The organism is Acidobacterium capsulatum ATCC 51196 (assembly GCF_000022565.1).
Lineage (GTDB): Bacteria > Acidobacteriota > Terriglobia > Terriglobales > Acidobacteriaceae > Acidobacterium > Acidobacterium capsulatum.
The window spans coordinates 2,753,782-2,780,060 of the sequence record NC_012483.1 but is presented as its reverse complement, the minus strand read 5'-3'; the positions used below and the strand labels follow the sequence as shown (position 1 = coordinate 2,780,060).

The 26,279-nt window shown below is 62.2% G+C and carries 28 protein-coding genes; 19 read left to right on the top strand and 9 right to left on the bottom strand.

All coding sequences use genetic code 11. From position 1 onward, the window contains the following. The first annotated feature begins 417 nt into the window (after positions 1 to 417). The 7 genes from ACP_RS11440 to ACP_RS11410 all read left to right on the top strand — a co-directional run bounded on the left by ACP_RS11440 (position 418) and on the right by ACP_RS11410 (position 5,093). Positions 418 to 1,143 carry a hypothetical protein gene (locus tag ACP_RS11440; RefSeq protein ID WP_041839521.1) on the top strand — a complete coding sequence of 242 codons (726 nt, stop codon included), beginning with the start codon at positions 418 to 420 and terminating at the stop codon, positions 1,141 to 1,143. A 54-nt stretch (positions 1,144 to 1,197) separates the two neighbouring features. Continuing rightward, entirely contained in the window at positions 1,198 to 2,148 is a 951-nt protein-coding gene (locus tag ACP_RS11435) for a substrate-binding domain-containing protein (protein WP_202944463.1), read from the top strand. Between the two features lie 8 nt (positions 2,149 to 2,156). After that, positions 2,157 to 2,987, top strand: coding sequence for a c-type cytochrome (locus tag ACP_RS11430; protein WP_015897489.1), 831 nt, complete (start codon positions 2,157 to 2,159; stop codon positions 2,985 to 2,987). Positions 2,988 to 3,165: 178 nt separating this feature from the next. Beyond that, entirely contained in the window at positions 3,166 to 3,702 is a 537-nt protein-coding gene (locus ACP_RS11425; protein ID WP_015897488.1) for an RNA polymerase sigma factor, read from the top strand. Further along, positions 3,695 to 4,057 carry a hypothetical protein gene (locus tag ACP_RS11420; RefSeq protein WP_015897487.1) on the top strand — a complete coding sequence of 121 codons (363 nt, stop codon included), beginning with the start codon at positions 3,695 to 3,697 and terminating at the stop codon, positions 4,055 to 4,057. Before ACP_RS11425 ends, ACP_RS11420 begins: the two co-directional genes overlap by 8 nt. Positions 4,058 to 4,065: 8 nt before the next feature. Continuing rightward, on the top strand, positions 4,066 to 4,602 hold the full coding sequence (locus tag ACP_RS11415; protein WP_169305970.1) for a DUF4252 domain-containing protein: 537 nt from the start codon (positions 4,066 to 4,068) through the stop codon (positions 4,600 to 4,602). Continuing rightward, positions 4,599 to 5,093 (top strand): hypothetical protein, encoded by a 495-nt coding sequence (locus tag ACP_RS11410; protein ID WP_015897485.1) that lies wholly within the window; start codon positions 4,599 to 4,601, stop codon positions 5,091 to 5,093. Before ACP_RS11415 ends, ACP_RS11410 begins: the two co-directional genes overlap by 4 nt. Positions 5,094 to 5,168: 75 nt before the next feature. On the opposite strand, the gene ACP_RS11405 is transcribed toward ACP_RS11410, so the two are convergent. Next, positions 5,169 to 6,083, bottom strand: a complete 915-nt coding sequence (locus ACP_RS11405) for an ABC transporter ATP-binding protein (protein WP_015897484.1) — start codon at positions 6,081 to 6,083, stop codon at positions 5,169 to 5,171. Positions 6,084 to 6,205: 122 nt separating this feature from the next. Between ACP_RS11405 and ACP_RS11400 the strand changes: the two genes are divergently transcribed. Continuing rightward, positions 6,206 to 7,357, top strand: coding sequence for an acyl-CoA dehydrogenase (locus ACP_RS11400; RefSeq protein ID WP_015897483.1), 1,152 nt, complete (start codon positions 6,206 to 6,208; stop codon positions 7,355 to 7,357). A gap of 299 nt (positions 7,358 to 7,656) precedes the next feature. Next, positions 7,657 to 8,553: an undecaprenyl-diphosphate phosphatase gene (locus tag ACP_RS11395; protein WP_015897482.1), complete on the top strand. Its 897-nt coding sequence runs from the start codon at positions 7,657 to 7,659 to the stop codon at positions 8,551 to 8,553. 597 nt (positions 8,554 to 9,150) lie between these two features. Here the strand turns inward: ACP_RS11395 and ACP_RS11390 are convergent. From ACP_RS11390 to ACP_RS11380, 3 genes are all read right to left on the bottom strand, one after another. Further along, positions 9,151 to 9,459 carry an FmdB family zinc ribbon protein gene (locus ACP_RS11390; RefSeq protein WP_015897479.1) on the bottom strand — a complete coding sequence of 103 codons (309 nt, stop codon included), beginning with the start codon at positions 9,457 to 9,459 and terminating at the stop codon, positions 9,151 to 9,153. Positions 9,460 to 9,621: 162 nt separating this feature from the next. Then, on the bottom strand, positions 9,622 to 11,199 hold the full coding sequence (serA, locus tag ACP_RS11385; RefSeq protein ID WP_015897478.1) for a phosphoglycerate dehydrogenase: 1,578 nt from the start codon (positions 11,197 to 11,199) through the stop codon (positions 9,622 to 9,624). Between the two features lie 69 nt (positions 11,200 to 11,268). Next, positions 11,269 to 12,456, bottom strand: a complete 1,188-nt coding sequence (locus tag ACP_RS11380) for a pyridoxal-phosphate-dependent aminotransferase family protein (RefSeq protein ID WP_015897477.1) — start codon at positions 12,454 to 12,456, stop codon at positions 11,269 to 11,271. Positions 12,457 to 12,548: 92 nt separating this feature from the next. Here ACP_RS11380 and ACP_RS11375 point away from each other — a divergent pair, with 92 nt between their 5' ends. After that, positions 12,549 to 13,016, top strand: coding sequence for a GatB/YqeY domain-containing protein (locus ACP_RS11375; protein WP_015897476.1), 468 nt, complete (start codon positions 12,549 to 12,551; stop codon positions 13,014 to 13,016). A 47-nt stretch (positions 13,017 to 13,063) separates the two neighbouring features. On the opposite strand, the gene ACP_RS11370 is transcribed toward ACP_RS11375, so the two are convergent. Further along, positions 13,064 to 13,729, bottom strand: coding sequence for a ribonuclease HI family protein (locus tag ACP_RS11370; protein WP_015897475.1), 666 nt, complete (start codon positions 13,727 to 13,729; stop codon positions 13,064 to 13,066). A 134-nt stretch (positions 13,730 to 13,863) separates the two neighbouring features. On the opposite strand from ACP_RS11370, the gene ACP_RS17420 reads away from it, so the two are divergent. From ACP_RS17420 to ACP_RS11340, 6 genes are all read left to right on the top strand, one after another. Next, complete coding sequence (locus ACP_RS17420) at positions 13,864 to 15,006, top strand: metallophosphoesterase (RefSeq protein WP_015897474.1); 1,143 nt, start codon at positions 13,864 to 13,866, stop codon at positions 15,004 to 15,006. 238 nt (positions 15,007 to 15,244) lie between these two features. Next, complete coding sequence (locus tag ACP_RS11360; protein WP_015897473.1) at positions 15,245 to 15,898, top strand: RNA polymerase sigma factor; 654 nt, start codon at positions 15,245 to 15,247, stop codon at positions 15,896 to 15,898. A 24-nt stretch (positions 15,899 to 15,922) separates the two neighbouring features. Further along, positions 15,923 to 16,957, top strand: a complete 1,035-nt coding sequence (locus ACP_RS11355) for a HEAT repeat domain-containing protein (protein WP_041839520.1) — start codon at positions 15,923 to 15,925, stop codon at positions 16,955 to 16,957. A 72-nt stretch (positions 16,958 to 17,029) separates the two neighbouring features. Next, positions 17,030 to 18,076 carry a PDZ domain-containing protein gene (locus tag ACP_RS11350; protein WP_041839519.1) on the top strand — a complete coding sequence of 349 codons (1,047 nt, stop codon included), beginning with the start codon at positions 17,030 to 17,032 and terminating at the stop codon, positions 18,074 to 18,076. A 130-nt stretch (positions 18,077 to 18,206) separates the two neighbouring features. Next, positions 18,207 to 19,235, top strand: a complete 1,029-nt coding sequence (locus ACP_RS11345; RefSeq protein ID WP_052294791.1) for a radical SAM protein — start codon at positions 18,207 to 18,209, stop codon at positions 19,233 to 19,235. 45 nt (positions 19,236 to 19,280) lie between these two features. Continuing rightward, on the top strand, positions 19,281 to 19,817 hold the full coding sequence (locus ACP_RS11340; RefSeq protein ID WP_015897469.1) for a nuclear transport factor 2 family protein: 537 nt from the start codon (positions 19,281 to 19,283) through the stop codon (positions 19,815 to 19,817). Positions 19,818 to 19,863: 46 nt separating this feature from the next. On the opposite strand, the gene ACP_RS11335 is transcribed toward ACP_RS11340, so the two are convergent. Beyond that, a complete protein-coding gene (locus tag ACP_RS11335; protein WP_015897468.1) occupies positions 19,864 to 20,526 on the bottom strand; it encodes a thiamine phosphate synthase in 663 nt (220 codons plus the stop codon). Between the two features lie 109 nt (positions 20,527 to 20,635). On the opposite strand from ACP_RS11335, the gene sthA reads away from it, so the two are divergent. Together sthA and ACP_RS11325 are read left to right on the top strand one after the other, a co-directional pair. Then, positions 20,636 to 22,033 (top strand): Si-specific NAD(P)(+) transhydrogenase, encoded by a 1,398-nt coding sequence (gene sthA / locus ACP_RS11330; protein ID WP_015897467.1) that lies wholly within the window; start codon positions 20,636 to 20,638, stop codon positions 22,031 to 22,033. A gap of 55 nt (positions 22,034 to 22,088) precedes the next feature. Continuing rightward, positions 22,089 to 22,982: an ROK family protein gene (locus ACP_RS11325; protein ID WP_015897466.1), complete on the top strand. Its 894-nt coding sequence runs from the start codon at positions 22,089 to 22,091 to the stop codon at positions 22,980 to 22,982. Positions 22,983 to 22,994: 12 nt separating this feature from the next. On the opposite strand, the gene ACP_RS11320 is transcribed toward ACP_RS11325, so the two are convergent. From ACP_RS11320 to ACP_RS11310, 3 genes are read right to left on the bottom strand one after another with little or no spacing between them, the layout of a single operon-like run. Continuing rightward, positions 22,995 to 24,071: a Gfo/Idh/MocA family protein gene (locus ACP_RS11320; RefSeq protein WP_041839518.1), complete on the bottom strand. Its 1,077-nt coding sequence runs from the start codon at positions 24,069 to 24,071 to the stop codon at positions 22,995 to 22,997. Beyond that, entirely contained in the window at positions 24,068 to 24,289 is a 222-nt protein-coding gene (locus ACP_RS11315; protein WP_015897464.1) for a hypothetical protein, read from the bottom strand. Before ACP_RS11315 ends, ACP_RS11320 begins: the two co-directional genes overlap by 4 nt. A gap of 53 nt (positions 24,290 to 24,342) precedes the next feature. Continuing rightward, positions 24,343 to 25,047 carry a helix-turn-helix domain-containing protein gene (locus ACP_RS11310; RefSeq protein ID WP_041839517.1) on the bottom strand — a complete coding sequence of 235 codons (705 nt, stop codon included), beginning with the start codon at positions 25,045 to 25,047 and terminating at the stop codon, positions 24,343 to 24,345. Positions 25,048 to 25,672: 625 nt separating this feature from the next. Here ACP_RS11310 and ACP_RS17770 point away from each other — a divergent pair. Further along, entirely contained in the window at positions 25,673 to 26,131 is a 459-nt protein-coding gene (locus tag ACP_RS17770; RefSeq protein ID WP_083770589.1) for a sigma factor-like helix-turn-helix DNA-binding protein, read from the top strand. The last annotated feature ends 148 nt before the right edge of the window (positions 26,132 to 26,279 follow it).

Below are 26,279 nucleotides of genomic sequence, written 5' to 3'. Positions count from 1 at the left end.
AATGGATGCATAAAACATGAGTGATTTGTTGTCATATTCTGACCCAAGCCTTTGAGGCCACGTACTCAATTGAAAATAAGGACTTTCCGGCAAACACCAAGCTCCCGCCCCACATTCACCGCCGAGTTTCCTCCCCACCCTCACCCCGCCCCGCCCGCTAATCGGCCATAAGATTTTCTGCTTGGACGCACCTCGCCCCGTTTCTCCACACTGAACCTGCATGCAAACCCAGAGAGGCCATCGCCGTCTGTCCCCGTCCCGCCTATGCCCTGTGACCTCCGTCACGGCCAGCCCTATCCCTGAATGTGCGAGACAAATACAGGCCCTGCCGGCTTCATTCACACTCCCCGAGCTACGGCCACCCTACTGGCTCCCTGACCTCAGCCCTCAACCGTCAACACCCCAAGCGAGGAACCGATGAAAAACTCCAGTCCCGGCAAATTCAGCCGCCGCACCTTTGTCACCGCCGCCGCGGGGGCTGCTGCCCTCTCCACCATGGCCGGTCTTGCCCCTGCCGCCAATGCGCAGCTCGTCGCCACCACTTCCACCTGGAAGATCGCGGACTTCAACGCCCTGGCGCATCACCCCGCACGCGTCAAGCAGGTCTACGACATCATCGCCATCGGCGGAGGCGGCTTCCTCAACAACATCAAGAACTCGCTCAATGGCCTGCACTTCGGCTTTGGCATTCCAGCAGACCAGATCCAGATCGCCGCCGCCTTGCACGGGCCGGCCAACATGCTCAACATGGATGACTACGTCTGGAAGAAGTACAAGGTCGGCGAATGGTTCAAGGTCACCGACCCGGAAACCGGCAAGCCTGCCGAACGCAACATCTTCTATCCCAGCAAGCACGGTCTCCAGTACCCCTCCAGCAGTCCCGACAGCCCCGATTCTCTCTACCAGGACACCAGCATTCAGGCCCTCCAGCATCGCGGCGTCCACTTTCTCTGCTGCCACACCGCCGTCGAGGAGCAGGCCCGCAAGCTCATCAAACTGCGCAACCTCAGCCAGAAGCCTGAAGAGATCGCCGAAGACTGGCTGGCCCATGTCTATCCCGGCGTCCTGACCGTCGCCGCCCAGGTGGCCGCCATCGCGCTGCTGCAGACCGAAGGCCGCTACAGCTACATCACCGTCGCCTGAGCGCCCATGCAAGAAAGACACAGGAACCTCTCCATGAGCATGTATCGAAGATTATTGACAACACTGCTGCTGATGACCGCCGGCGCCGCATTGGCCGCAGTCCAGCAGGCCTCAGCTCAGCAGGGGCCGCCCTGGTCCCGGGGCGCCAACGATCCCGCCGCGCAGGGCTATGTCTTTCAGGTGCCGGACGTCGATAACGTCCCTGACCTTCACGGCAATCCCTGCGACGCCCGGCTGGTTCTCTTTATCGGAGGCAACCAGTTTTTTGTCCTCCCCAGACTCATTGCCGCTTTTGAGCAGCAGCACCCGGAGCTCAAGGGCCACATTTTTTACGAGACGCTTCCGCCCGGCATCCTTCGCCGCCAGATCGCGCACGATGACACCCTCACCCTCGGCAACCTGACGCTGCGGGTGCATCCCGACGTGTACGAGGCGGGCCTGCGCGCCGTCCGCCAGATGCAGACGGCCGGCCAGCTCCACGGCGTGGTGGCTTACGCCACAAACGATCTCGCCATCATGGTCGCCAAAGGGAACCCGCGTGGCATCCACTCCCTGGCTGACCTTGCGCGCCCCGGCATCCGGCTCTCGATGCCCAATCCTCAGTGGGAGGGCGTCGCCAACCAGATCGCCGCATCGCTTCGCAAGGCCGGCGGCGAATCGCTCTATCACGCTGTCTACCAGGCCAAGGTCCAGTCCGGCCAAACCGTCCTGACTGAGATTCATCACCGCCAGACGCCCATGCGCATCATGAGCGGCCAGGCCGATGCAGGCGTCACCTGGGCCTCTGAGGTCCGCTTTCAGGAGTCCATCGGCAACCCCATCCAGGGCCTCGCCATCCCGGCCGCGCAGAATGCCACTGCCATCTATGCCGGCGGCGCGCTCAACCATGCGCCCCATCCCGCCGTCGCGGCCGCCTGGCTCGCCTTTCTCAAAACCCCGCAGGCGCAGGCGATCTATCACCAATATGGATTCCGCTCGCTGCCGGCGGCAGCCTCTCAAAAGTGAGGAACGTTATGTCAAAAGCACGTCTCTGGCTCTTTCTTCCCCGTCTCTTCCTTCCCGGTCTCGCGGTGCTGGTTTTGTGCGCCGCCGCGGGCTTTGGCTTTACCGGCGTCATCCATGCCGCGCCGCAAAGCGCACCACCCTCCGCATCCCGGGCAGGCATTTCACCCGCCCAGCCTGCGCCCGCTGTGACTTCTCAGGCCCAGCTCGTCCGCCAGGGCAAACTCATCTTTGATGACACCCCCCGCTATGCCGCGCCCTGGACCGGCAACGTGCTCGCCTGCACCGACTGCCACCGCCTCAGCGGAACCGTTCCCTACGCCACGCCCCTCACGGCCACGGCCAGCCGTTACCCGCGCTTCAGCCAACGCGCCGGCCACGTCGTCACGCTCGAGCAGCGCATTCAGGAGTGCTTCGTCCGCAGCGAAAATGGCAAGCCGCTCCCCGCCAACAGCCCGCAGATGAACGCCCTCGTCGCCTATCTCCACTCCATCTCAGCCAGTCCAGACAAGAGCAAGCCTGCCGAATACCTCCCGCTGGTCGCCCTGCCCGCACTCACCGGAGACCCCGCTCGGGGCAAAGATCTCTACATCGCCCAGTGCGCCGCCTGCCATCAGGCCAATGGCGAAGGCAGACCCCTGGCCTACCCGCCCGTCTGGGGGCCGACCTCCTATAACGATGGGGCCGGCATGTCGCACAACGCCAAGTTCGCGGCCTGGATTCAATACAACATGCCCATCCAAAGGCCCAACACCCTCACCGCCCAGCAGGCGTGGGACATCGCCGCCTATGTGAACAGCCAGCCTCGCCCCAAATTCAACGAGGCTTACAAAACCTACTAAGGCACCAGAGAGCCCCGCACCAGGTCCGCCCGCGTCTCCGCAGCGCCGTAGCCCCGCTCCTGCGAAGGTGCGGGCGCTGCCGGTCCTAAGCACTCTCCCTGTAACACCCCCTCTGAAAATTTCTGCATCATTTTCCCCTCTGCTTTCCGTATAGGCAGGTAGAGGACGCAAAACCATCGTGCCCGCCATCCAGCAGAGCCCGGCCAAGCCTTACCCGTCGTTCGAGCAGATCGTCGGCCGCCATCAGGGCCGCGTCTACAGCATCGCGCTCCGCATCACGGGCGACACCGGCACCGCCGAGGAGGTGGCGCAGGACGTCTTCCTCGAATGCCATCGCTCCTTGCACTCCATGGCCTCAGAGGAGCACCTGGCCGCATGGCTCTGCCGCGTCGCCTGTCACCGCGCCACCGATGCTCTGCGGCGTCGAAAGTCTCGCGGCGGCGATCTGGTCATGACGCTCGAAGAAGACCTGCTCACGCCCTCGAAACCGCAGCGCGAAGATCCGCTGCTGAATCGCGTGGAGCAACTGCTTCTCACGCTCCCGGAACAACAGCGGGCGGTCGTGCTGCTGCGCTACCAGGAAGACCTGGAGCCGCAGCAGATTGCCGAGACCCTCGGCATGCCGCTCGCCACCGTGCGCAGCCACCTGCAGCGCGGCCTCAAACTGCTCCGCGAAAAAGCGGAGCGAACCCTGAAGGAGTACACCCGTGGTTGACCCCGGCTTTGATATCGACCCGGAACTGGAACAGCAACTGCGCGAAGCACTGCGCAGCCGCCCGGCGCCTCAAGGCTTTGCCGAACGCCTGATGCAGCGCCTCCCGCAAACGCAATCGGCTTCACCCGCCCCGGCCCGCAAGCGTCTGCTCTCATTCCCCGTGGCTGCGCGCCTCGCAACGGCCGCGACGGTCGTGCTTGCAGTGCTGCTCGGCAGCCTCATTTACCAGCACCAGCGGCAGGTGGCCGGCCAGCGCGCGCGGCAACAGGTGCTGCTGGCGCTGCGCATCACCAACATCACCCTCGAACAGGTAGGACAAAAGCTCAATCAGGACGGAAAGGACGCCCAACCATGAAATCTCTCATGCCCACTCTTCTTCTGCTGCTCGCCGCCTCGCCGGCCTTCGCGCAATCCGCACCCGCCTTCCCGGTGCAACTGCAAAAAGAGCTCGCCGCCAGGGCCAGCGACTACACCGATGTCACGCTCGACAAGAAGATGCTCAGCTTTGCCAGCCAGTTCATGGACAAATCCGGCCAGGACCAGCAGACCCGCCAGATGCTCCAGAACCTCAAGGGCATCTACGTCCACACCTACACCTTTGCCCAGCCGGGCGCTTATACCGAGGCTGATCTGGAGCAGATTCGCAGCCAGTTCCGCGGCTCGGAGTGGGTGCCCATGGTCCGCGAGCGCAGCAAAAATCACTCCGCAGACACCGACGTCTACATGAAGATGGTGAACGGGCAAAACGAGGGCATGTTCGTGCTCGATGCCGAGCCCAAAGAGCTCGACTTCGTCTACATCGCGGGCCATATCGACCCGAAAGACATCTCCGGACTCGGGGGCAACTTCGGCATCCCCAAAATGCCCGCCGCGGCCTCAGGCAAGGGAGGCAAGCAATGAAGCTGCTCGCCGCGGGACTTGCTCTCGCCATTGCCGGAACAGTCGCCATGCATCCCCTGCTGGGCAGCGGAAACAGCTTCGACGCCATCGTCTCGGCCGTCGAGGGGCAATACCACCAGCAGCCTCAGCACATCCCCATGCTGTGGCTGGCCGACGCCATGGCCGGGGCATACACGGGCGGGGGCGTGCGGCACATGAAGCTCGCCGAGTTCGATAACTTTTCCGGCCCGGCTTCCACAGAAGAACTGGACCGGCTGATCGCCGGACGGCTGGATGCTCAGTGGCAGCGCATGGTGCTCGAACGCGGAAGCGATGGCGACATCAGCCTGATTTATGTACGCCCCGAGCATGGCTCCATGCGCATGCTGGTCGCCAACTATGACCATCACGAGCTCGACATCGTACGCATGGACCTGAACGGGGAGCGGCTGGCAAGCTTCCTCGACAACCCGCACCACTCGCCCTACCAGCACTCCGCCCAACCAGATTAGGTTTGCCCCTCCGGGAAATCCCCATCGCCAGCGTCGCCATAACGCAAGCATGACGCCACGCGGTGGGGATCTTTTTTATTGCCGCACCCAGTGCCCAGGCCGCGCCTCGCGCCACTCACCGCTCTCCGCAATCCCCTGCGCCAGCGTGGCCAGCGGCTCGTCGCGCGGCGTCTCCATGGTGGGCACGGCGCCGATCAGCCCGCGCGTATAAGGGTGCAGCGGATGCTCGAAGATTTCACGCCGCGAAGCCTCTTCGAGCAGCACTCCATGCCGCATGACGGCGACGCGATCGGCCACCTGCGACACCACCGCCAGATCGTGCGAGATGAACAGCATCGCCAACCCGAATTGCTCCCGCAGGCTCGCCAGCAGATCGAGAATCTGCGCCTGCACCGTCACATCGAGCGCCGTGGTGGGCTCATCGGCAATCAGCAGCCGGGGGCGGTTGGCAATGGCCATCGCAATCAGGATGCGCTGCCGCTGCCCACCCGAAAACTGGTGCGGATAATCCTTGTACCGGCGCGCCGCATCGGGCAGCGCCACAGCGTCCATCGCGGCCAGCACCGTCTCGCGCACCTCCTTACGGTTCATGCGCGGATGATGCGCGCGAATCCCCTCGGCGATCTGCTCGCCCACCGGCATCACCGGATTCAGCGCCGTCATCGGCTCCTGAAAAATCATCGCAATCTCGCGCCCGCGCAGCCGCCGCATCGCATCGGGAGCGAGTTCCAGCAGATCCTGCCCGTCAAACCGGATACTGCCGCTTACCCCCGCCGCGCCATCCAGCAGCCGCAGAATCGCCAGCGACGTCACCGATTTTCCCGAGCCGGACTCACCCACCAGCCCGAGCGCTTCGCCCGGCGCAATCGTCAAATTAAGGTGATCGACGGCAGGCCGATGGCCGGCGCCTTGCGCCGGGCCAAACCGGATGCACAGATCACGGATAGAAAGCAGGGCCACAAGGGCATCGTAATTGAAAGCGGCCGGCAAACAAGGCTGGAACCCCCTTCCGGCTCGCTGTTCTGTCGTTATCTCGCGGTGCTACACTCATCCGTTTGTCAGAAGTAGAGGTGAATAGATTCATGACGATTGACACGCTGGCCGAAGCCCCCATGCTTCCCCTGACCCAATTGACCGACGACGAGCAGCTCTTCCGCACCACCGTGCGCGAGTTCGCCCAGGAGAACATCGGCCCGCTCGTGCGCCAGATGGACGAAGAGCAGCACTTTGCCAAAGGCCTGCTGCCGCAGCTCTTCAACCTCGGCCTCATGGGCATTGAGGTGCCGGTCGAATACGGCGGCGCGGGCGGCACCTTCTTCGAGGCCTGCCTCGCCGTCGAAGAAATCTCGGCCATCGACCCAGCCGTGGGCGTGCTGGTGGACGTGCAGAACACGCTCTCGATCAATGCCATTCTCAAGTGGGGCAACGAACAGCAGAAGCGCAAATATCTGCCCCTGCTCGCCACGGAAATGGCCGGAGCCTACGCGCTCAGCGAGGCGTCCTCGGGCTCAGACGCCTTTGCGCTGCAAACCCGTGCCGAGCTGCGCGGCGACCACTACCACCTCAACGGCCAGAAGCTCTGGATCACCAACGCCAAAGAGGCCGGCGTCTTCATCGTCTTTGCCAGCGTCGATCTGGCCGCCGGATACAAGGGCATCACGGCCTTTCTGGTGGACCGCGACGCACCCGGCTTCTCGCTCGGCAAAAAGGAAGACAAGCTCGGCATTCGCGCCTCCTCGACCTGCGAGCTGATCTTTGAGGACTGCCGCGTCCCGGCCGAAAACGTCCTCGGCGAGGTGGGCAAGGGCTACAAGATCGCCATCGGGACCCTCAATGAAGGCCGCATCGGCATTGGCGCGCAGATGCTCGGCCTCGCGCAGGGCGCATGGAACTGCGCCGCCCGGTACGCCAAGGAGCGCAAGCAGTTCGGCAAGGCCATTGCCGACTTTCAGGGCGTGCAGTTTCAGATTGCGCAGATGGCCGTGGAGATTGAGGCCACGCGCCTCCTCGTCTACAACGCCGCCCGGCTCAAAGATGCCGGCAAGGACTTTGTGAAGGAAGCGGCCATGGCCAAATACTTCGCCTCGCAGACGGCCGAGCGCGTCGCCAGCCAGGCCGTGGAGATCTACGGCGGCTACGGCTTCGTGAAGGACTACCCCGTCGAAAAGTTCTACCGCGACGCCAAGATCGGCAAAATCTACGAGGGCACCTCAAACATGCAGCTCGCGACTATCGCCAAGCTGATGCTCGCGCAAGTGAAGTAGAGCCGTCTCCGTGTCTCATCGCTGGGTGCTTCGTATCTCACCGCTGGGTGCTCCGTATCTCACCGCTGGGTGCTCCGTATCTCACCGCTGGGTGCTCCGTGTCTCACCGCTGGGTGCCCGGTATCTCACCGCTGGGTGCTCCGTATCTCACCACTGGGTGCCCCGTGTCTCACCGCTGGGTGCTCCGGGTCCGTCTGTTCGGACCCGGGGCCGCGGCGTTTTCTACTGCTCTAAAAAAATCGCACGGTAGCCTCCGCGATCAGCGGATTCTCACGATTCCTCAGGCAGAATGAGAGCATATGTCTTTGCTCAAGATTGTGGTGCTCGCCATCATTCAGGGCCTGGCGGAATTGCTGCCTGTCTCCAGTTCGGCGCATGTGATTGTTGCGGAAAAGCTGATGGGGCTCGATGTGACCTCGCCGCAGATGACGCTGCTGCTGGTCATGCTGCATACCGGCACCATGTTTGCCGTCATCGTCTATTTCTGGCGCTCGTGGAAGGAGAGCTACTTCTCGAGCATGGCCGCCTTCCGGCAGATTGCGGTGCGCATCATTTACGCCACCATTCTGACGGCCATCGTCTATGAGGTGCTTAAAAAGATCCTCGAAAAAACGGTGCTGCACAACGTGGCCCACGCCCACATCGAAGACATGTTCGGCCGTCTCAACTGGATCGCCCCGGCACTCTTTGCCGCCGGCGTGCTGATCCTGATTGCAGGACTCCTTCGCCGCAAGGAGGACGAGCGCAACTCCTCCACCGAGCGACCCCGCGAACTGACCATGGGGCAGGCTGCCTGGATCGGGCTGGTGCAGGGCATCTGCGTGCCCTTTCGCGGCTTCTCGCGCTCCGGCGCGACCATCTCCACCGGCATGCTCGCCGGGGTCACCAAGCAGCAGAGCGAGGTCTTCAGCTTCGCGCTGGTGGTGGTGCTCACCCCCGCCGCCATCGCCAAGGAGGTGCTGCGCGCCGTGCATGCGCAACATGCCCAGGCGCTCGCCACCGGCACCTCGGCCGGACTGCACGTCAGCGGACTCTTTCTCCCCAGCCTGCTCGGGATGATCTTCTCGTTCCTCGCCGGCCTGGTAGCCCTGAAGTGGCTGAGCGGCTGGCTCGAAAATGGCCGCTGGTACCTATTCGGCATCTATTGCCTGCTGGCTTCGGTGGCCGTCTACGGCTTCTATCTGCACGGCTTTTAGATCTGCCAGGTCCATGCGGCCTGCCGGAAAAACCCCCTCTTCCGGCTACCATAAAGATAGAGAGTTTTTAGGCAGCAATCGGCCGGCAAAAATGTGAATCAAAATTCACATTTTTGCCAAGCCCAACCTCCTGTATAAGCCTATTACAATCAGCGTCTTAGGCCAAATAATCCGTCCGCGCCGCACCGCTCTCCGCAGGCCGGAAAAAAGTGGCGCAAAAGTGAATCCGCATTCACTTTTCCCGGGAGTCTCCGTAAACCATTAAATCTATTGACCTTACTCCGCTCCATCCATCTGCACATGCCGAAAATCCGGAAAACATGTGAATCCGCATTCACATTTACTCAAGCATCTGGCTCTGGCCGATTGTTTTGAGCAACTTGCGGGGCAATATGCCGCAAAAATCGCAGAAATATGCGGATAAATGCGAATCTGCATTCACATTTTCCTCGCGCCCGCACCAGCCCACCGGATCAAAACAGCAAATTCGCGGCGCAAAGCAAAGGGCTTTCCGGCTCGCTCGCCGAAAAGCCCTTTTATTTTCAATCGGCTGCCCGCACTTAAGGGTAAGGGCGTATCTCCCGTCCCTCCCGGCAGCTACTCGCTTTTGGCAGCGGGTGTGGAGCTGGCCGACGCGCTTTCGCTCTTGGCCGGGGAGCTGCTTTCGCTCGCGGCCGAGGCGCTGCTTTCGCTGGAGGAGCCGCTCTTGGGTTTGTTGGAGCCGTTTTTACCGGCGTAGTCGGTCACGTACCAGCCCGCGCCCTTGAACTGCACGGCGGGCGCGGAGAGCAGCCGCTCCACCTCGCCCTGGCATACCGGGCACTCTTTCAGCTCCGGCGCGCTGAAGCTCTGAATCTTCTCAAACTGATGACCGCATTGCTTGCAGCGGTATTCGTAGAGAGGCACTGTTTCTCACCTCGAATGCAATGAATAACGATGTCTTTATTCTACGGTGTTTTGAGCGTAAAGATTCTGGCATGCAGGTCCTTCTACCTGCCCCACACGCACGCGCGGCCACTCCCCTCAAGAGAATGGCCGCGCATTTGGATCGCAATGCCTGCAGCGTGGTTACAGCGTGACGAGCCGGACTTCGGTGATCGCCTCGACGCCGCGCAGGGCTTGCAGCACCTGCTCGGTCACCGCGCCGTCCACCTGAATGACGGCCAGCGCTGTACCGTGGTGGTCGCGGTCAGAGCGGCCCAGGGCAAAGTTGCCGATGTTGATCTGGTGGTCGCCCAGGATGGTGCCGACGCGCCCAATGACGCCCGGCACGTCGAGATTGCGCAGGCTGAGCAGCATGCCTTCGAGCGGAGCCTCAATGTCGATGCCGTCAAGGTTGAGCAGGCGGGCCGAGTTGCCGTGCAGCACCGTTCCTGACGCGGAGACCTTGCCGCTGGCCGAGTGCAGAGCGATTTTGAGCACGTTGCCGGAGCCTCCGGCGGCGTTCTCCTTCTTCTGCTCATGCAGGCGGATGCCGCGCTCCTCGGCGACCGAGGCCGCGTTGATGCGGTTCACCTGCTCGGAGTGGCCGAGCACTCCGGCGATGGCGGCATTGCGGATGAGATCGGTTTTGCCCTCGGCGATGCGGCCGTTGTAGCTGATCTCAATGCTCTCGATGCTGCCGGTGGAGAACTGGCCGAGGAATGCGCCGAGCTTTTCGCCGAGCGTCATGTAGGGCGAGAGCTCCAGGTACTCCTCATGGGTGAGCGAGGGCAGGTTGACGGCATTCTGCACCACGCCCAGCTTGAGGTACTCGCGCATCTGCTTGGCGATCTGGATGCCGACAGCCTCCTGCGCCTCGGCGGTGGAACCGGCGATGTGCGGCGTCAGAATCACGTTGTCGAGACCAAAGAAGGGCGACTCCTTGGGCGGCTCGGTCACGAAGACGTCGAGCGCGGCGCCGCCCACCTGGCCGGACTTGAGAGCGTCGGCCAGGGCAGCTTCCACAATCAGCTCACCGCGGGCGCAGTTGATGATGCGCACGCCCTTCTTCATGGTGGCAAGGGTGGTCTCGTTGATGATGCCGTGCGTCTGCGGGGTGAGGCCCACGTGCAGGGTGAGGTAGTCGGCCTCGCGGAAGAGATCCTCAGTGCTGACGAGGCGAACGGCGTTTTCGCGGGCGACGGCGGCGGAGACGAAGGGATCGTGACCGATGATCTCCATGCCGAAGCTGCGGGCGCGGCGGGCAACCTCAAGGCCGATGCGGCCAAGGCCGAGCACGCCCAGCGTTTTGCCGCGCAGCTCGACGCCCTGCAGGGACTTCTTCTCCCACTTGCCGGCGTGCATGGTGGCATTGGCGCGGGGCAGGTTGCGGGCGAGACCGATCATGAGAGCGAGCGTGAGCTCGGCGACGGCCACGGCGTTGGCGCCAGGCGTATTCATGACGACGATGCCGCGGCGGGTGGCGGCTTCCGCATCGACATTGTCGACGCCGACGCCGGCGCGGCCTACGACGCGCAGCTTGGGCGCGGCGGCCATGAGGGCGTCATCCACCTGGACGGCCGAGCGGACGACGAGACCGTCAGCATCGGCGACCTCGGCGTGCAGGTCCTTGACCTGATCGTGGGTGACAATCTTCCATCCCGGCTCGGCAGCAAACACGGCCAGCGTCGCGGGGGACACTTTTTCAGCGAGAACAATCTTCATCGAATCAGCAACTCCTTCGCGACGCGGCGCGGGTTGATGCAGAGCAGGGACAGAAGGGGGACGTCGTGCTTACTTGCCCGCAGTGAGGACGCGATCGGCAAAAACCTGCTGCGCGGCCGTAAGGGCCTTGCCGTAGGTGAAGCCGGGGAGCTTGAGCGTGTGCATGGCAACATGCTCGAGCGCGCCGATGAGGGCAATCGTGTCCATGTAGTCGAAGAAGCCGAGGTGCGCGATGCGGAAGATTTGTCCCTTCATCTCGCCCTGGCCATTGGTGATGACGGCGGCAAAGCGGCCCTTGAGCTCTTTGACGACGACGCCGGAATCCACGCCCTCAGGCGGGAGCACGGCGGTGACGGCGGCTGCCGGCGAGTCAGGCGCGAAGAGCTTGAGGCCCAGCGCCTGGACAGCGGCGCGCATCATGGCGGCAATGGTCTCGGCGTTGTTCACAAGGTTTTCGCGGCCCGCGGCCAGATCGCCCCCGGCTTGCGAGGCGATGTAGTCGAGCGCGGCTCCGAGACCGGCGATGAGCGCGACCGAAGGCGTGTAGGCGGACTCGCCGGCCTTGGCGCTCTTGCGTTCGCGGCGCAGGTCAAAGTAGTAGCGCGGGTTTTTGGAGTGCTCCATCGCGGCCCAGGCGCGCTCGCTGACCGAGAGATAGGCGAGGCCCGGAGGAATCATGACGGCCTTCTGCGAGCCGCCGATGATGACGTCGACGCCCCAGGCATCGATGTCAAAGTGCGTGGTGCCGAGACCGGTGATGCCATCGACGACGAGGAGGGCTTCGCTTCCGGTTTCCTTGATGAGCTTGGCGACTCCCTCGACGTCATTGCGCACGGCGGTCGAGGTTTCAGTGGCCTGCATGAAGATGGCGCGAGTGTCGGGCTTGAGCGCGGCGCGGACTTCATCGAGCGAGAAGGTGGAACCGTAGGGAACCTTGATGACGTCGGGGTTGCAGCCGTAAGCCTTGGTGAGGGCCACCCAGCGCTCGCCGAACTTACCGGCGGAGAGCACGAGGACGCGGTCGCCGGGCGAGGTGAGATTGGAGACCGAAGCCTCCATGGCGCCGGTGCCGGAGCAGGCCATCAGGAGCACATCGTTCTGGGTGCCGACAAAGGCTTTGAGCTGTTCGAGGACGCGCTGGTACAGGGCGCGAAATTCCGGAGTACGGTGGTGGATGTCAGCGGCGGCCATCGCGAACTGCGCAGCGGGGAGCAGTGGGGTCGGGCCAGGAGTGAAGAGCCGGGTCTTCCTGAGCATCTGGGAGTATCCTCTCTGCGCCCCATTCTAGCCATCTGCGATTTTCATCGCGTCCTTCTATACTGGAAGGTTTGGGAAGTGGAGAAAGCGCTTTGAGCCTCGTAAAACAGATCGATACCGATACCATTGCGGCGATGAAAGCCAAGGACGCGGAGCGCACCGGCGTGCTGCGCATGGTGAAGGCCGCCTTCAAGACGCGGGAAATTGAGAAGCGGGAGCCGCTGACCGATGCCGAGGCGCAGCAGGTGCTCACGACGATGATCAAGCAGCGGCGCGAGTCGATTGAGCAGTTTCAAAAGGGCGGCCGCGCCGACCTGGCCGGGAAGGAAGCCTGGGAGATCACGGTGATCGAGGCTTACATGCCGAAAGCCGCGAGCGAAGAGGAGATTCGCCAACTGGTCGAAGAGGCGATTGCCGAGCTGGCCGTGAGCGGCGATGATCTTGGCCCCAAGGACATGGGCACGGCGATGAAGGCCGTGCAGGCGCGCATTCAGCAAAAGGGCCTGCGCGCCGATGGCCGCATGGTCAGCGAGATGGTGAAGGCGCGGCTGGCGAAGTAAGAGCACCACGAATGTGATCGACCCATAGCCCGCGCGAGATGCGCGGGCTATTTGCGTTCGCGAGTGATTCTGACGAAGGTGCCTTCGGGCAGTTCGCCTTCGACGAGATGGACGACTCCGCCTTTGACGAAGCCGAGGATGGGGCGGTCTGGAGTCGCGGGCGGCGCGGGACGGCTGGCCGGGGGCTGGGCAAAGAGCGATCCGGTGGTGGCCGGTGCGGGTGCTGCCGGAGTTGCGGCCGGGCTGGATGCGGGACTCGATGCCGGGCGGGGACGGCTGACGGTCTTGCGGGTGCCCTCGTCCATGGCGAGGTTGGCGAGCCGGTCGGCGTGCTTGTTTTTGCCCCGCAGAACATGCTCGATACGGAAGCCGTCGAGGCGGGCGACGCGGCGCTTGGCCTCGTCATAAAGCGGGCGCAGATCGGGGCTGTTGACGCGGTACTTCCCCTGCATCTGCTTGACCATCAGCTCGGAGTCGGCGACGACGCGCAGGCAGGGGTGGCCCTCTTCGAGGGCGAATTCGAGGGCGGCGAGCAGGCCGGAGTATTCGGCAACGTTGTTGGTTTTGACGCCGAGGAATTCGTAGAGTTCGTCGACCTTTTGCCCTTGCTCGTCTTCGAGATAGACGCCGTAACCGGCGGGTCCGGGATTGCCGCGCGAACCGCCGTCGCAGTAGGCGGTGATCCACGGACCGGAATGCTTTTGATCTGCCATGGGATGAGTGTAGAAGAGTTGCCCGTGGAAACCGGACGGAAACCGGGAAGGCACCTCGGGCGGCAATTCACAGGTTTTTTGCCCCCGGGAGCGAAAAAGAGGGCTAGAGTTCGGTGCACAGGAGGAACTCCCCCATGTTGCACACGCATGTCATCGCCCCTCATCTCACCCGCCACAAGGCCGTGGGCAAGCCACGCCGCGCCGTCGGCGATCCGGTCGCCACGCTGAAGGAATACACGCGCTTCATTCCGATTCCCAACCCGGCGCCGAACCAGTTGGCGGCGTCGCTCGATATTTTTGATCCGGCGGCGGCCAAGGCGGCGCGCGAGGCCGGCAAGCTGGTCTTTCACTGCGTCGGCGATATCGGCGGCATCTATGGCACGGCGACCGAAGAGTCGATTGCGACGGCGATGGAGGAGCAGATCAAGGCGGCCGCGCCGGAGGATGTGCCGCGCTTTCACTATGTGCTGGGCGACGTGATCTATTTCAACGGCCAGCAAACGCTCTACAAGCAGGAGTTTTATGAGCCGTACCAGTACTATCCGGCGCTGATTTTTGCGATTCCCGGCAACCATGACGGGGACACGCAGGTGCGGCGGGGCGATGCGCCCGATGGGGAGCCGTCGCTGTATGGGTTCTTCAACAACTTCTGCGCCGCGCAGCCGGAGCATGTGACGCCCTACCGGATGTCGATGACGCAGCCGTATTGCTACTGGACCCTGCAGGCTCCCTTCGTGACGATGGTGGGGCTGTACTCGAATGTGGAAGGCAGCCTGGATGCGCGCGGCAGAAACGACCAGCAGGCCTATCTGGAAGCGCAGATGGCGGCCGCGCCCAGGGACGCGAAGCTGGTGGTGACGGTGCATCACCCGCCGTATTCGCTCGACAGCGCGCATGGCGGCACGCCGGACATTCTGCTGGCGCTGGACCGTGCGATTCAGTCTACTGGGCGGTTGCCGGATGCAGTGCTGTCAGGGCATGTGCATAATTATCAGCGGTTTACGCGCACGCTCAAGGGCAAGCAGATTCCTTACATCGTGTCCGGGGCCGGCGGGTATGCCAACACGGCGCGCAGCCTGCACAAGCTGCAGAAGGAGCTGACGGATGTGCAGCTTCCGTACCAGACCACGCATGCGGATGTGCAACTGGAGAGCTTTCAGGAAGAGGAGCCGGGTTTTCTGCGCATCACCGTGGATGAGAAGGATCTGACGTTTGACTACTTCACGGTGTCGTTTGAGGACGATACCGTCGCGCTGTTTGACAGCGTGACTGTGTAGCGGGGGAGAGGCCTGGGGCCGAACACACGGACCCGGGGCATCCGAGGGGCAAACGAGGGGTAGCCGAAAGATAGCGGTTCCCCGGCCTGCGGAGCATGACCGGCGCTGGCCGTGGCGCGTATAGTCGTAGGGAACAAGGTTTTGCGCTATGAATGACCGCTCGACCGCGTCGGAATCAAAACGGATGGCTCACCTTCCGGGCCGCCCTGCGTCTACTTTTCGTGGAGACATAGGGCCTATGTCAGATGCTCTTAGCATTCTTTCCCGGGAGCCTGTTCTTGCTTCGCCAAGGCACAGGGCCAGCTCCTCGGATGCTTCTGCTTCGGAAACCGATCTGATTCGCGCGGCGCAGGCCGGATCGCGGACGGCGTTTGATGCCCTGGTGCGGCAGCACGACCAGGCAGTGTTGCGGCTGGCGCTGCACCTGACCGGATCGGAGCAGGACGCCCAGGACATTCACCAGGAAGCCTTCCTGAAGGCGTACCGTTCGCTTGGGAACTTCCGGTTTGAGTGCTCTTTTTACACCTGGATCTACCGGATTGTGACCAACCTGTGCCTGGACCTGATGCGGCGGCGCAAGTCGCGGCGGGAGGAACAGGCGGTGATGATTGACGCGACCGGCGGCGAGATGGACATGCTGGTGAACGTCTCGGATGACCGGGCAAGCGCAAATCCTGACCGGGAGCTGGAGCGGAAGGTGCTCAGCCGCCAGATTCGGGCGGCGCTTGAGAAGCTGACCCCACGCGAACGCATGGTATTTGAGCTGAAGCATTTCCAGGGGCTGCGGCTTCGTACGATTGGCGAGATGCTGAATACGACCGAAGAGACGGCCAAGAACACGCTCTTTCGGGCGACGAAGAAATTGCGCGCAAACCTGGCTGGCGCTCGCTGATTCCAGCCGCACTCAAGAGTGCCTATGACCTGTGAACAGGCCCAACAAAGCATTTCCCTGGCTGTTTATGGGGAGCTTCCGGATGAGGAACGCCATCTGCTGACGCAGCACCTGGTGGCCTGCGAAGCCTGCCGCGAGGAGTATGAAGCGGTGGATGGGCTGCGCAAGGCGATGCTGTTGCATCCGCTGGAAGAGCCCTCGGCCAACCTGATGGCGCGCGCGCGGCTGGGCTTGGAAGAGGCTCTGGATGCGGTGCCGGAAGACCACTGGTGGGTTCGCGCCGGGCGGCGCATCCGGCTGGATGCGATGAGGCTGGGCAGTGTGCCCGTAATGGCCTCGGCGCTGCTGGTGGCCGGGCTGGCCGCGGGCGGCTATGGTGGCTACCGGCTGGGCGCTCATAAGCTGCGCGAGCAGCAGGCTCGAATGATTTTGCGGTCGCTGCCCATTCAAAGCGTGAAGAGTGTGCCCGCCGCGGCGCAGGTGACGGATGCGAGCGAGACGGAGGATGCGCGTGGCATCGATCCGGCGCGGGCGCAGATTGCCAATGTGAGCCAGATTCTGCACAATCCCAACTCGGATGAAGTGGAAGTGAGATTTAACAGGCTGGTCCCGGAGTCGGTGGAAGGCTCGATCGACGATCCGGACATCCGGCGGCTGCTGCTGCTGGGCGTGGAGAGCCCGCAGAACCCGATGGTGCGCGATGACTCGGTCGACCTGCTGGCGCGCCAGTGCGAGATGGGCCACTGCAAGGAAGGCGCGATCCGGCGGGCTCTGATGGAAGCGCTGCGCTACGACCATGATCCTGGAGTGCGGATGAACGCGCTGGCCGGACTGGAGCCGTATGTGGCCGGCGACACGCAGGTACGCAACGCCGTGCTGGAGACGCTGCTGCATGACGCGGACCCGGTGGTGCGCATTCAGGCGATGCAACTGCTGGCTCCGGTGGAAGCGGACTCGAGCGTACGGCAGGTACTGCAGACGGTGTCGATGGAAGACGAGAATCCGCGCATCCGGGATGTTTCAGAGCAACTGCTGGAGCAGGAACCTCAGATACAGTAGGGCAGAGGTTTCCCCGGTGACATTTGCCTGCCTGCCTCGTCTTTCAGAACGGATGAGCCGATGAGAAAGGCGATGAAATCAATTGCGCGACGCATGCTGGCAGCCACCTGTGGCTGCCTGATGGCAGGAGGTTTCTCCTGCTGGGCGCTGGCCGCCGCGCACCCCCAGAACACGCCCCCCCAGAACAATGGAAGCGCCGCGGGCGCACCGCCGGGCTACCTGGGTGTGAACGTGCGCGCGGTGGACCGGCAGATGGCCGGGGCGCTCAAGCTGACGTCCGCGCGGGGCACCGAGATCGTGAATGTGGACCATGACGCGCCAGCCGGCAAGGTGGGCCTGTGCGTGCATGACGTGATTCTGGCGGTAAACGGGCATCCGGTATCGAGCGAGGCGCAACTGCGGCAGATATTGCAGGGCACCACAGCGGGGCAGACCGTCCAGTTGCGCATTTCGCGGGATGGAAAAGTGCTGGACGTGCCGGTGCAACTGGCCAGCCGCGCGCAGGTGGCCGAGGATGCGTGGCCGGAGGGCTCGTTTGTGGTGGATGAGTTTCCGGCGCGGCCGGATGCGATTCCCATGCCTTTTCCGAAGGACTTTGGGCCGAATGTGAATCTGCACGAGTTTGCCATGCTGGGCAGCGACGGGCTGGATGTGGAGCCGCTGAGCCGGCAACTGGCGCAGTTTTTTGGCGCGCCGAAGGGCATGGGGCTTCTGGTGCGGGATGTGGAACCGAATAGTCCGGCGGCGGCGGCGGGGCTGAAGGCGGGGGACGTGATTACGGCCGCCAACGGGCTGCCGGCGGCGTCACTGCAGGCGTGGCTGATGGTGGTATCGCAGAACCAGGGCAAGCCGGTGGAGTTGAGAATCCTGCGCAATCACCGGGTGCGGACGATTCGCTATACGCCGGGCGGGCAGGCGCACCAGAGTGCGCTGCGGCCGATGCCCTGGGACAGCGGGCCGTCTCTGGAGGTTCCGGCGGCGGTGCTGGCCGAGATGCGGGAGGTCGCGCCCGAGTTGGAGCAGGCCGTGCTGGCGCTCGAACGGATGCAGCCGGTGCTGGTGGAACGGGCCGAGCCGTGCCCGGAAGCCGGCGGCTTGCCGGCGCAGGTGTGGAACTGAGCGGCTGGGCTGTGAATTGCCCGGGCATTCCCGGGGAATGGCATGGGGAAGCGAATGGCTGGATGGCAAATCTCGGGGGCATGCGGACTCATCTCAATAGCGGATGTGTCTGTGATTGAATAGAGGTAGCATGCCTGAAGTCGCAAAACCCAATCCTGCAGTTCGCCGGGCCAAAGCCGCATCGAGAAAGCTGCGCGAACTGGCGGTGGTGGGACACGCCCTGGCTTCGACCGGGCACCCTGTAATGGCGCAGATTGTGCCGATGAGACGGTGCAACCTCTCCTGCGCGTATTGCAACGAGTATGACGATGTGTCAAAGCCGGTGCCGCTGGAAGAGATGCTGCGCCGCATTGACCATCTGGCGAGGCTGGGTACCAGCATCATTACGATCTCGGGCGGCGAGCCAACGCTACATCCGGAACTGGACCAGATCATTGCGCGCATCCGCCATCATGGCCGGATCGCCGGGATGATCACGAATGGCTACTACCTTGTTCCGGAGCGAATTGTGCGGCTGAACAAGGCGGGGCTGGACCATCTGCAGATTTCAATTGATAACGTGCAGCCGGATGAGGTCTCAAAGAAGAGCCTGAAGGTGCTGGACAAGAAGCTGCAGAATCTGTCGGAGTACGCCGAGTTTCACGTGAACATCAACTCGGTGGTGGGCGGGGGCATCAAGGATCCTCAGGATGCGCTGACCATTGGCCGCCGCGCGGTGGAGCTGGGCTTTACCTCGACGATCGGGATTATTCACGACGGAGATGGCCAACTGAAGCCGCTGGGCGACGCCGAGCGCACGGTGTGGACCGAGATGCGGAGCTGGAAGAAGAAGAACTATTCGCGCTTTAACCAGTTTCAGGAAGCGATTGCCAACGGACAGCCGAATGACTGGCGCTGCCGGGCCGGCTCGCGCTACCTCTACGTCTGCGAAGACGGGCTGGTGCATTATTGCTCGCAGCAGCGCGGTTTTCCGGGGGTTCCGCTGGCCGAGTACACGCGGGCCGATGTGCGGCGGGAGTTTTTGACGGAAAAGACCTGCGCGCCGAACTGCACGATCAGTTGTGTTCACCAGATTTCGTATATCGATCACTGGCGCGCTCCGCAGACCTCTTCGACGTCGCCGGGCCAGGGCCCGGAATTAGTGAACATCAGGACGTAGCGGCGTCAGCATGGCGGCAATCCTCAAAGAACAGGTGCTCTCACAATGAAATTTCAAGGCAAGTGTGCCGCTGCGCTGCTGGGCGCGGCGATGGTTTTGTGCGCTCAGACGCCGGTGTTGCAGGCGCAGGAGCAGGCGGCGGCCGGTCTTGTAGCCGGGCAGCCGAAGCCGGAAGCGATCAAGACCTTTCAGTCGCTCGAAGACAGCTGGAGCACGGCGCTGGTAAGAGCCGACCAATACGGGATGGAGCTGCTGCTGTCGCCCTACTTTGAAGACATCAGCGCGGCAGGGGACGTGCAGACGCGGGACGAGTTTCTGGCGTTCCGGTTTCAGAAGAATGCGAGCCGCCCCTTCAGCATGGAGCAAAAGGTGGCCAGCGTGCGCATCTTTGGCGATGTGGCGATTGTGAGCGGCACCTACCAGATCAAGATTGCCGTGAATGGGGATCCGCGCCAGGAAAATGGGATTTTCACGCACATTTATGTGCAGACGCATGGGCGGTGGCTGTGCGTGAATTCGCAGCGGACGAATGTGATTGACGAGCCGCTAAACCCGGCAAAGAAACGGCACCGGAAGCGGTAGCAATAGCCCCTGCAGCAGAGCGTAAACGCGGGGGTGGCGCCTAGGGCTATCTGCCGGGGACGGCGGGCGCCTGGCAGGCTTCTGGAGGCGAGAGCAGGGTCTTCCAGTCCTGGGTCATGAAGAGGCGGATGGCGGCGATGCCCGCCGCGCCGGCCTCGATGCAAAGAGGGGCATTGGCGGCCGTGACGCCTCCCAGCGCGAGCACAGGCTTGCCCTGGGCCGCGCGGACCGCCGAGGCGAGAGCCTCAAGCCCGAGGCCAGGCAGAGCGCGATCAGGCAACACTTTTTCAAAAACAGGAGCAAAGACCAGAAGATCGGCGTAATTGCTCCGCTGTTCCACGTCTGCAATGGTGTGGCAGGCGGCGCTGAGGATCGCCGTGCGGCCGGCCTGCGCATAGAGCCTGCGCGCCTGCGCGGCGGCCTCAGGGGAGGCATGGCCGGGCAGATGAACGCCGTGGCAGCCGGTGCGAAGGGCGATTTCCGCAGGGCCGTTGAGGAGCACGCGCATGGACGAGCCCTGCTGCCGCACGAGCCCGCAGATGGAGGCGGCCAGCGATTCGAGATCGCTCGCGGGGAGATCTTTCTCGCGAATCTGGAGATAGGCGAGGCCGGTGCAGGCGAGTTCGCGGACCTGTTCGAGGAGTTGGGAGAGCCGCTGGAACTCATTGCCGGGAAAAAGAGCGCGTTCTGTAATGGCGCAATGGAGCATCTAGCCTGAGTATGCGTTCCGTAATGAGAAACTGGTAGAGAAACTTTGAAGTCTTTTACCGGGCCCCAAGGCTTCGAGCGATAAGATGGGCGCGGATGCGACAAAAATTATGGCGAAATACGATCTTCTGGTAATTGGTTCCGGTCCTTCGGGGCAGCGGGCTGCGGTTTCCGCGGTGAAGAAAGGCAAGCGCGTGGCGCTGGTGGAGATGCGCAGCGTGGTGGGCGGCGTCTGCATCAACACCGGCACGATCCCGAGCAAGACGATGCGGGAGGCGGTACTGCATCTCTCCGGCTACAGCTACCGGTCGATTTACGGGATGAATTATCGCGTAAAGGAAAAGATCACGATGTCGGATCTCGCCTTTCGCGTGCAGCACGTGATCAAGACGGAAATTGATGTGACCGAGGCGCAACTGTCGCGGAACATGGTGGACGTGATTCACGGGGTGGCGAGCTTTGAGTCTCCGAACCAGGTGCGCGTGGATGGGCCGCGTGGGGCCACGACCTATGAAGCGGACAATATCGTGATCGCTGTGGGGACCAAGCCGGCCAGCACGCCGAAGGTTCCAATCAACGGGAAAACGATCGTCAACAGCGACCAGGTGCTGGAGTTGAGCGATCTGCCCCGCACGATGATTGTGGTGGGCGGCGGCGTGATTGGCGTGGAGTACACCTGCATGTTCGCGACGCTGGGCGTGCGCGTGACGCTGGTGGAAAAGCGGCCTCGGCTGCTGGAGTTTGCCGATCAGGAGATTGTGGAAGCGCTGAGCTATCACCTGCGCGATAGCCGCGTGACGATGCGGCTGAATGAAGAGGTGGAAAGCGTGGAAGAGCTGCCGGATGGCACGGTGGTGGCGAACCTGGAGAGCAAGAAGCGCATCTCCGGGGATGCGCTGCTCTACTCCGTGGGACGGCAGGGGAATGTGGACGAGCTGAACCTGGCGGCGGCGGGCATCGAGGCGGACAAGCGCGGGCGTATTCCGGTGGACAAGGACTTCAGGACCAAGGTGCCGCACATTTATGCAGTGGGCGATGTGATCGGGTTCCCGAGCCTGGCTTCGGTGTCCATGGAGCAGGGCCGCATCGCAGTGGAACGCGCCTATGGCAACGAACTGATGCAGTCGAACCCGAGCTTTTATCCGTATGGCATTTATACGATTCCGGAAATTTCGTTCATCGGCAAGACCGAGGAGCAATTGACGGAAGAAGATGTGCCGTACGAGGTGGGCGTCGCGTATTACCGCGAGATTGCGCGCGGACAGATTCGCGGGGATACAACGGGCCGACTGAAGATTATTTTTCACCGGGAGAACCGGGAGATTCTGGGCGTTCACATCATCGGCGAAGGGGCCTCGGAGCTGGTACACATCGGGCAGGCGGTGATGGCTCTGGGCGGAAAAGTAGACTACTTCATCGATACCGTATTTAACTATCCTACGTTGGCAGAATGCTACAAAGCGGCGGCCTTTAACGGCATCAATCGCCTGGCGCGATTTGAGAGCTGACGTCGCTTTGAGTGAGCACGCGGGATAAGCAGCACAGATAAGAGGGCACAGGATTATGGCGAAGTCGATTGGTGTGGTGTTGAGCGACCGGGTCACGGCCGGACTGGTGGAGGATCATCAACTGGTTGGAAGCCTGCAGGAGTTCCCGAAGAACCTGGATCAGAATGGCCTGATCGAGATTCCGAAGGAAGAGCTTTGCCACCTGATCTGCGATGCTGTTTCTGAACTGGCTCCGGCTGGCACAGAGATTACCGCCGTAGGCGTGGCGGTTCCGGGCATTGTGATCAAAGGGGTTCTGGAAGACTCGCCGAACCTGCCGCAGCTGAAAGGCACTCATGTTTGCAACGATGTGAGCTCGGAGCTGAAAGAGCGGGGGCTGAATTATCCCGTAAGCCTGTGCAACGACGCGGATGCCGTGGCGGCCGGCGTGGCCGCGACCCGGCAGGAGTTTGACCGGCTGTTGCGGGTGTGGACGATCGGGAACGGGATTGGCTTTGGGCGATATCCCTACACGGAAGGCGCCTGGGAGGGCGGCCACATGGTGGTCACGCTCGACCCGAAGGAGCGCTACTGCGGATGCGGCGGCAAGGGACACCTGGAAGGCATCATGGGCAACCGTGCCATGCGGCTGCGCTTTCTGGACATGGAGCCGGAAGAGGTATTTGCGGCGGCCAAGCAGGGCGACAAACGCTGCGCCGACTTCGTGGACCTGTGGCATCGCGCGCTGGCGGCGGCGACGGCCTCGCAGATTCACCTCGAGGGGCCCGGACGCTTTTACTATACGGGCCGGGATATTCAGCGCCTCGACCTGGGGCTGCTGCGCCAGTATCTCTATGAGATGGTGAAGATGAGTCCGCTGCAGAACTATACGGTAGAGGTTTTGCCGGAGGAGCGCACCCGCACAGTGGTGGGCGCGGCGGTGGCGGCGGAGCGCGGCTACCGCTGCTGAACCAGCGGGCCGCTAACGGGCTGGAGCGATGCGGCTCAGGCCTGTCTTGCGAGCGTGCTCGGCAATCTTTTCATTGATGGTGAGCGCGAGAGCCAGGGCTTCGCGTCCGTCGCGGCCGCTGACTCGCGGCGGCTGGCGGGTTTCTACGCATTGAACAAAGGACTCGATCTCAAGGCGCAGGGGCTCACCATCGCGTAGCTGCGGCTTGTGCAGCTTGAGCCCAGGAGGTAGCGGCGAGCCGGCCGGCGGCTGCGACAGAAGAGCGCTGAGGTCCGCCGCAGCGGCAAAGGCCTCGGGCTCGACATCGATAATCAAGAGATCTTTGCGGGCGTAATCAATCGACACATACTGATGAGGCTGAAAGAAGCGGAGCTTGCGCACGCGCTCGGTGCTGACGCGGCTGGCGGTGAAGTTGGCGACGCAGCCTGACTCAAACTCAAGGCGCACGTTGGCGATATCAACCTTGGGCGAGACGATGGGCAGGCCGACGGCATGCACGGAATGGACAGGCGAGCCGGCGAGTGCCAGAACAATGTCAAGATCATGCACCATGAGATCAAGGACGACATCGACATCGAGAGAGCGCGGGCTGAAGAGGCTGAGGCGGTGCGCCTCAAAAAACATGGGGGCGTTGCGAATGGCCTCGGCGGCGAGGATGGCGGGATTGAAGCGCTCCAGATGACCGACCTGAAGGATGCGGCCCTGCTTTTGCGCGAGGGCGATCAGTTGATCGGCCTGCGAGAGCGTGGCTGCGATGGGCTTCTCGACGAGCAGATCAATTCCGGCTTCAAGCAGGGCAGCGGCCACCTCATAATGAGCCGAGGTGGGGACGCAGACGGATGCTGCGTCCACGGCGACCTGGCCGGCGGCACGGGCGTGGAGGAGTTCCTCGGCGGAGGAAAAAATGAGCGGAGGCTGGGCGGCTTCCGCAAAGGAAGCGCGCAGTTCGCTAGCGCGGTCGGGATGAGCCTCAACGATGGCTGTGAGACGGACAGGGCGGGCGGAGGAACTCGTGGCCGCCTGCAACTCATGATAGACGCGTAAATGATTGCGCCCGAAAGCTCCGGCTCCGACGACCGCGAAGTTCAGTTTGAGTCCCCTTTGCCTTCGACGACGCGGAGGCAGCGCGAGTAGAGAGCGAGCAGTTGCTGCACGTGATCTTCAGGCTTGGCGGCGCTGGCGGCTACAAAGCCGGGCGCGGAGGAAGCTGAGCGCGCGACACCGGTGGAAGTGACGACGAACTTGAGCAGATCGAGAGCGATGTCTTCGTTGCGGCGGGCAGCGTTGGAGGCTGTGGACTGATCCATGAATTGAAATCCTCTACGGTCGATGCTAGCAAAATCTCTGCGGAGGCGCTCGATCAGGCCTCGGTGACACAGAGGCAGACGCGGCCAACGAGCACATCGCTGGGATTCTCAAGTGGAGGCAGCTCAATGGCATCAATGGGGAAGGTGAACAGGCGCGGACGCAGCAAGAGCCTGCTGCCCTCAAAGCTGACATAGCGAAAGACCAGACTGCTGCCGAGGCGAACCGCGTAGAGGTTGGCCAGTGGCGGATTCACCGGAACGAGCGAGTTGTAGTGCCGGTCAATGACAGCCAATGAAAGCTCCTTGAGTACAGGCTGCATGGGAGAGGCCTGGTGTGCGGTGACGCGAAGGGCGACGAAGCGCTCCCACCTGCGGCGCGCGGGAGTGTTGCGCGGCGGAAAACGCTGGAGTTCGCCCTCGGGCAGCGTGAGATAGGTTTGCCCTTCCACTGGAACGATCGAAGCCGAATGGATCGCAACCGAGGCGGAGACAATTGGAATTCTTTCGCCGGATGAAGAAGCTCCGGACCACTCATCCTGCTCTTCAAGATTGACGAGATCCTGAATGGAGAGCTGCTGCGCGGTGAGCAGGCGATCGAGCGCGGGCAGGCTGAGGTTGCGTTTGCCATGCAGAAAATTGGAGATGTGAGAAGGTTGAAGCCCTGTCTGCACAGCGAGCAGCTTGCCTGTTACCACTCCTCGTTCAATGCGCCGCCATATCTCTATGCGCAGCCGCTCATGGAGCTGAGAAAAGGTCATTGTGAATTGTTTTCAATCAGTGATGCCGTGCCGCTGCCTTATTAGCAGGGAGAAAACTCAATTGTGCAAGATTCCGCGCTTTTGGCAGTAATATTTGTATCCGGTCAAATCATCGCTGTTCTCAATCACGTTTGTCGTGTTGACCTACCGTATCAGCACTTCTAGAGTCGGCTCACTTTCCAATTTGTCAACGAAGCTCAAAAGCCGCGCGTTCATGCGCGGCCTTTGTCCCTTGATTGTTGCGCAACTTGGCTTTTGCAACCTGAGTACCGATGTCAAAGATCAGCGCTATATCCACGACAGAAAACCGCAGAGAGATCCTTGAACCTGACATGCATCCCCTCGCAGGCAGCAGTGAAAGGGCAACTCTTCTTCCCGCGCAGGGCCCGACTTCCGGTTCTGCACCGTACAGCTTTGTTTTGGAGAACCTGATGATGATGTATTTGCGAGTATTTCTGAAAGTCTGTGAAGGGTGCGGCAGTCTTTGGTATCGCACTCAAGGTCATTCGGGCGTCTATTGCGCCCATTGTGCAAACAAGTTGAAGGACTTTCCGAAACCGACCTCCCGGACACGCGGCCGACGTCCGCGACACTCGCGCGCAGTCGCCATGAGCGGAGGTGCGCAATGAGCGCCGCTGCTGTTCTGCCTAATGTTCGAGCCTGTGGATATGAGAGGACACGCGGCGCGGCACAAACCGCTGCGCCACCGCTAGGAGGCAGTGTCTTCTATCGCCGCCGCACAGAAGCTCTACTGCGCCGGTACATGCGCGCATCGATGGAGATGGGAAGAACACCGTCACTGTTGGGCAATACGGTTTTTCGGGGCCGCGCCTCGAGCTACCGCCTGCGGACTTTTGAAGACTGCATCATCTTCATCTTTGATGTCGAGAAGTGCCTGAAACGGCTGGATGCAGAGTCAAAGGAAATGATTGCGCGCATTGCGCTGCAGGAATACACACATGAGGAGACGGCGCGGATGACGCAGCAAAGTGAGCGGACAGTGGGAAGAAAGTATGCCTTTGCGCTGGATCAGATGACAAACATTCTGCTGGAGATGGGGCTGCTTGATCCTGACATTTTGTAGCTGAGAAAAGAGATGCAGGTAGTAAAAGACAGGACGAGAATCATTTGTTCAAAAAAAATGAAGTGATTGTGCCGGTAATTTCCTCCTGACTTGATATTCTGAACTTATAGATGACATTTCAACGGGACGCCTTGTGCGTCCCGTTTTT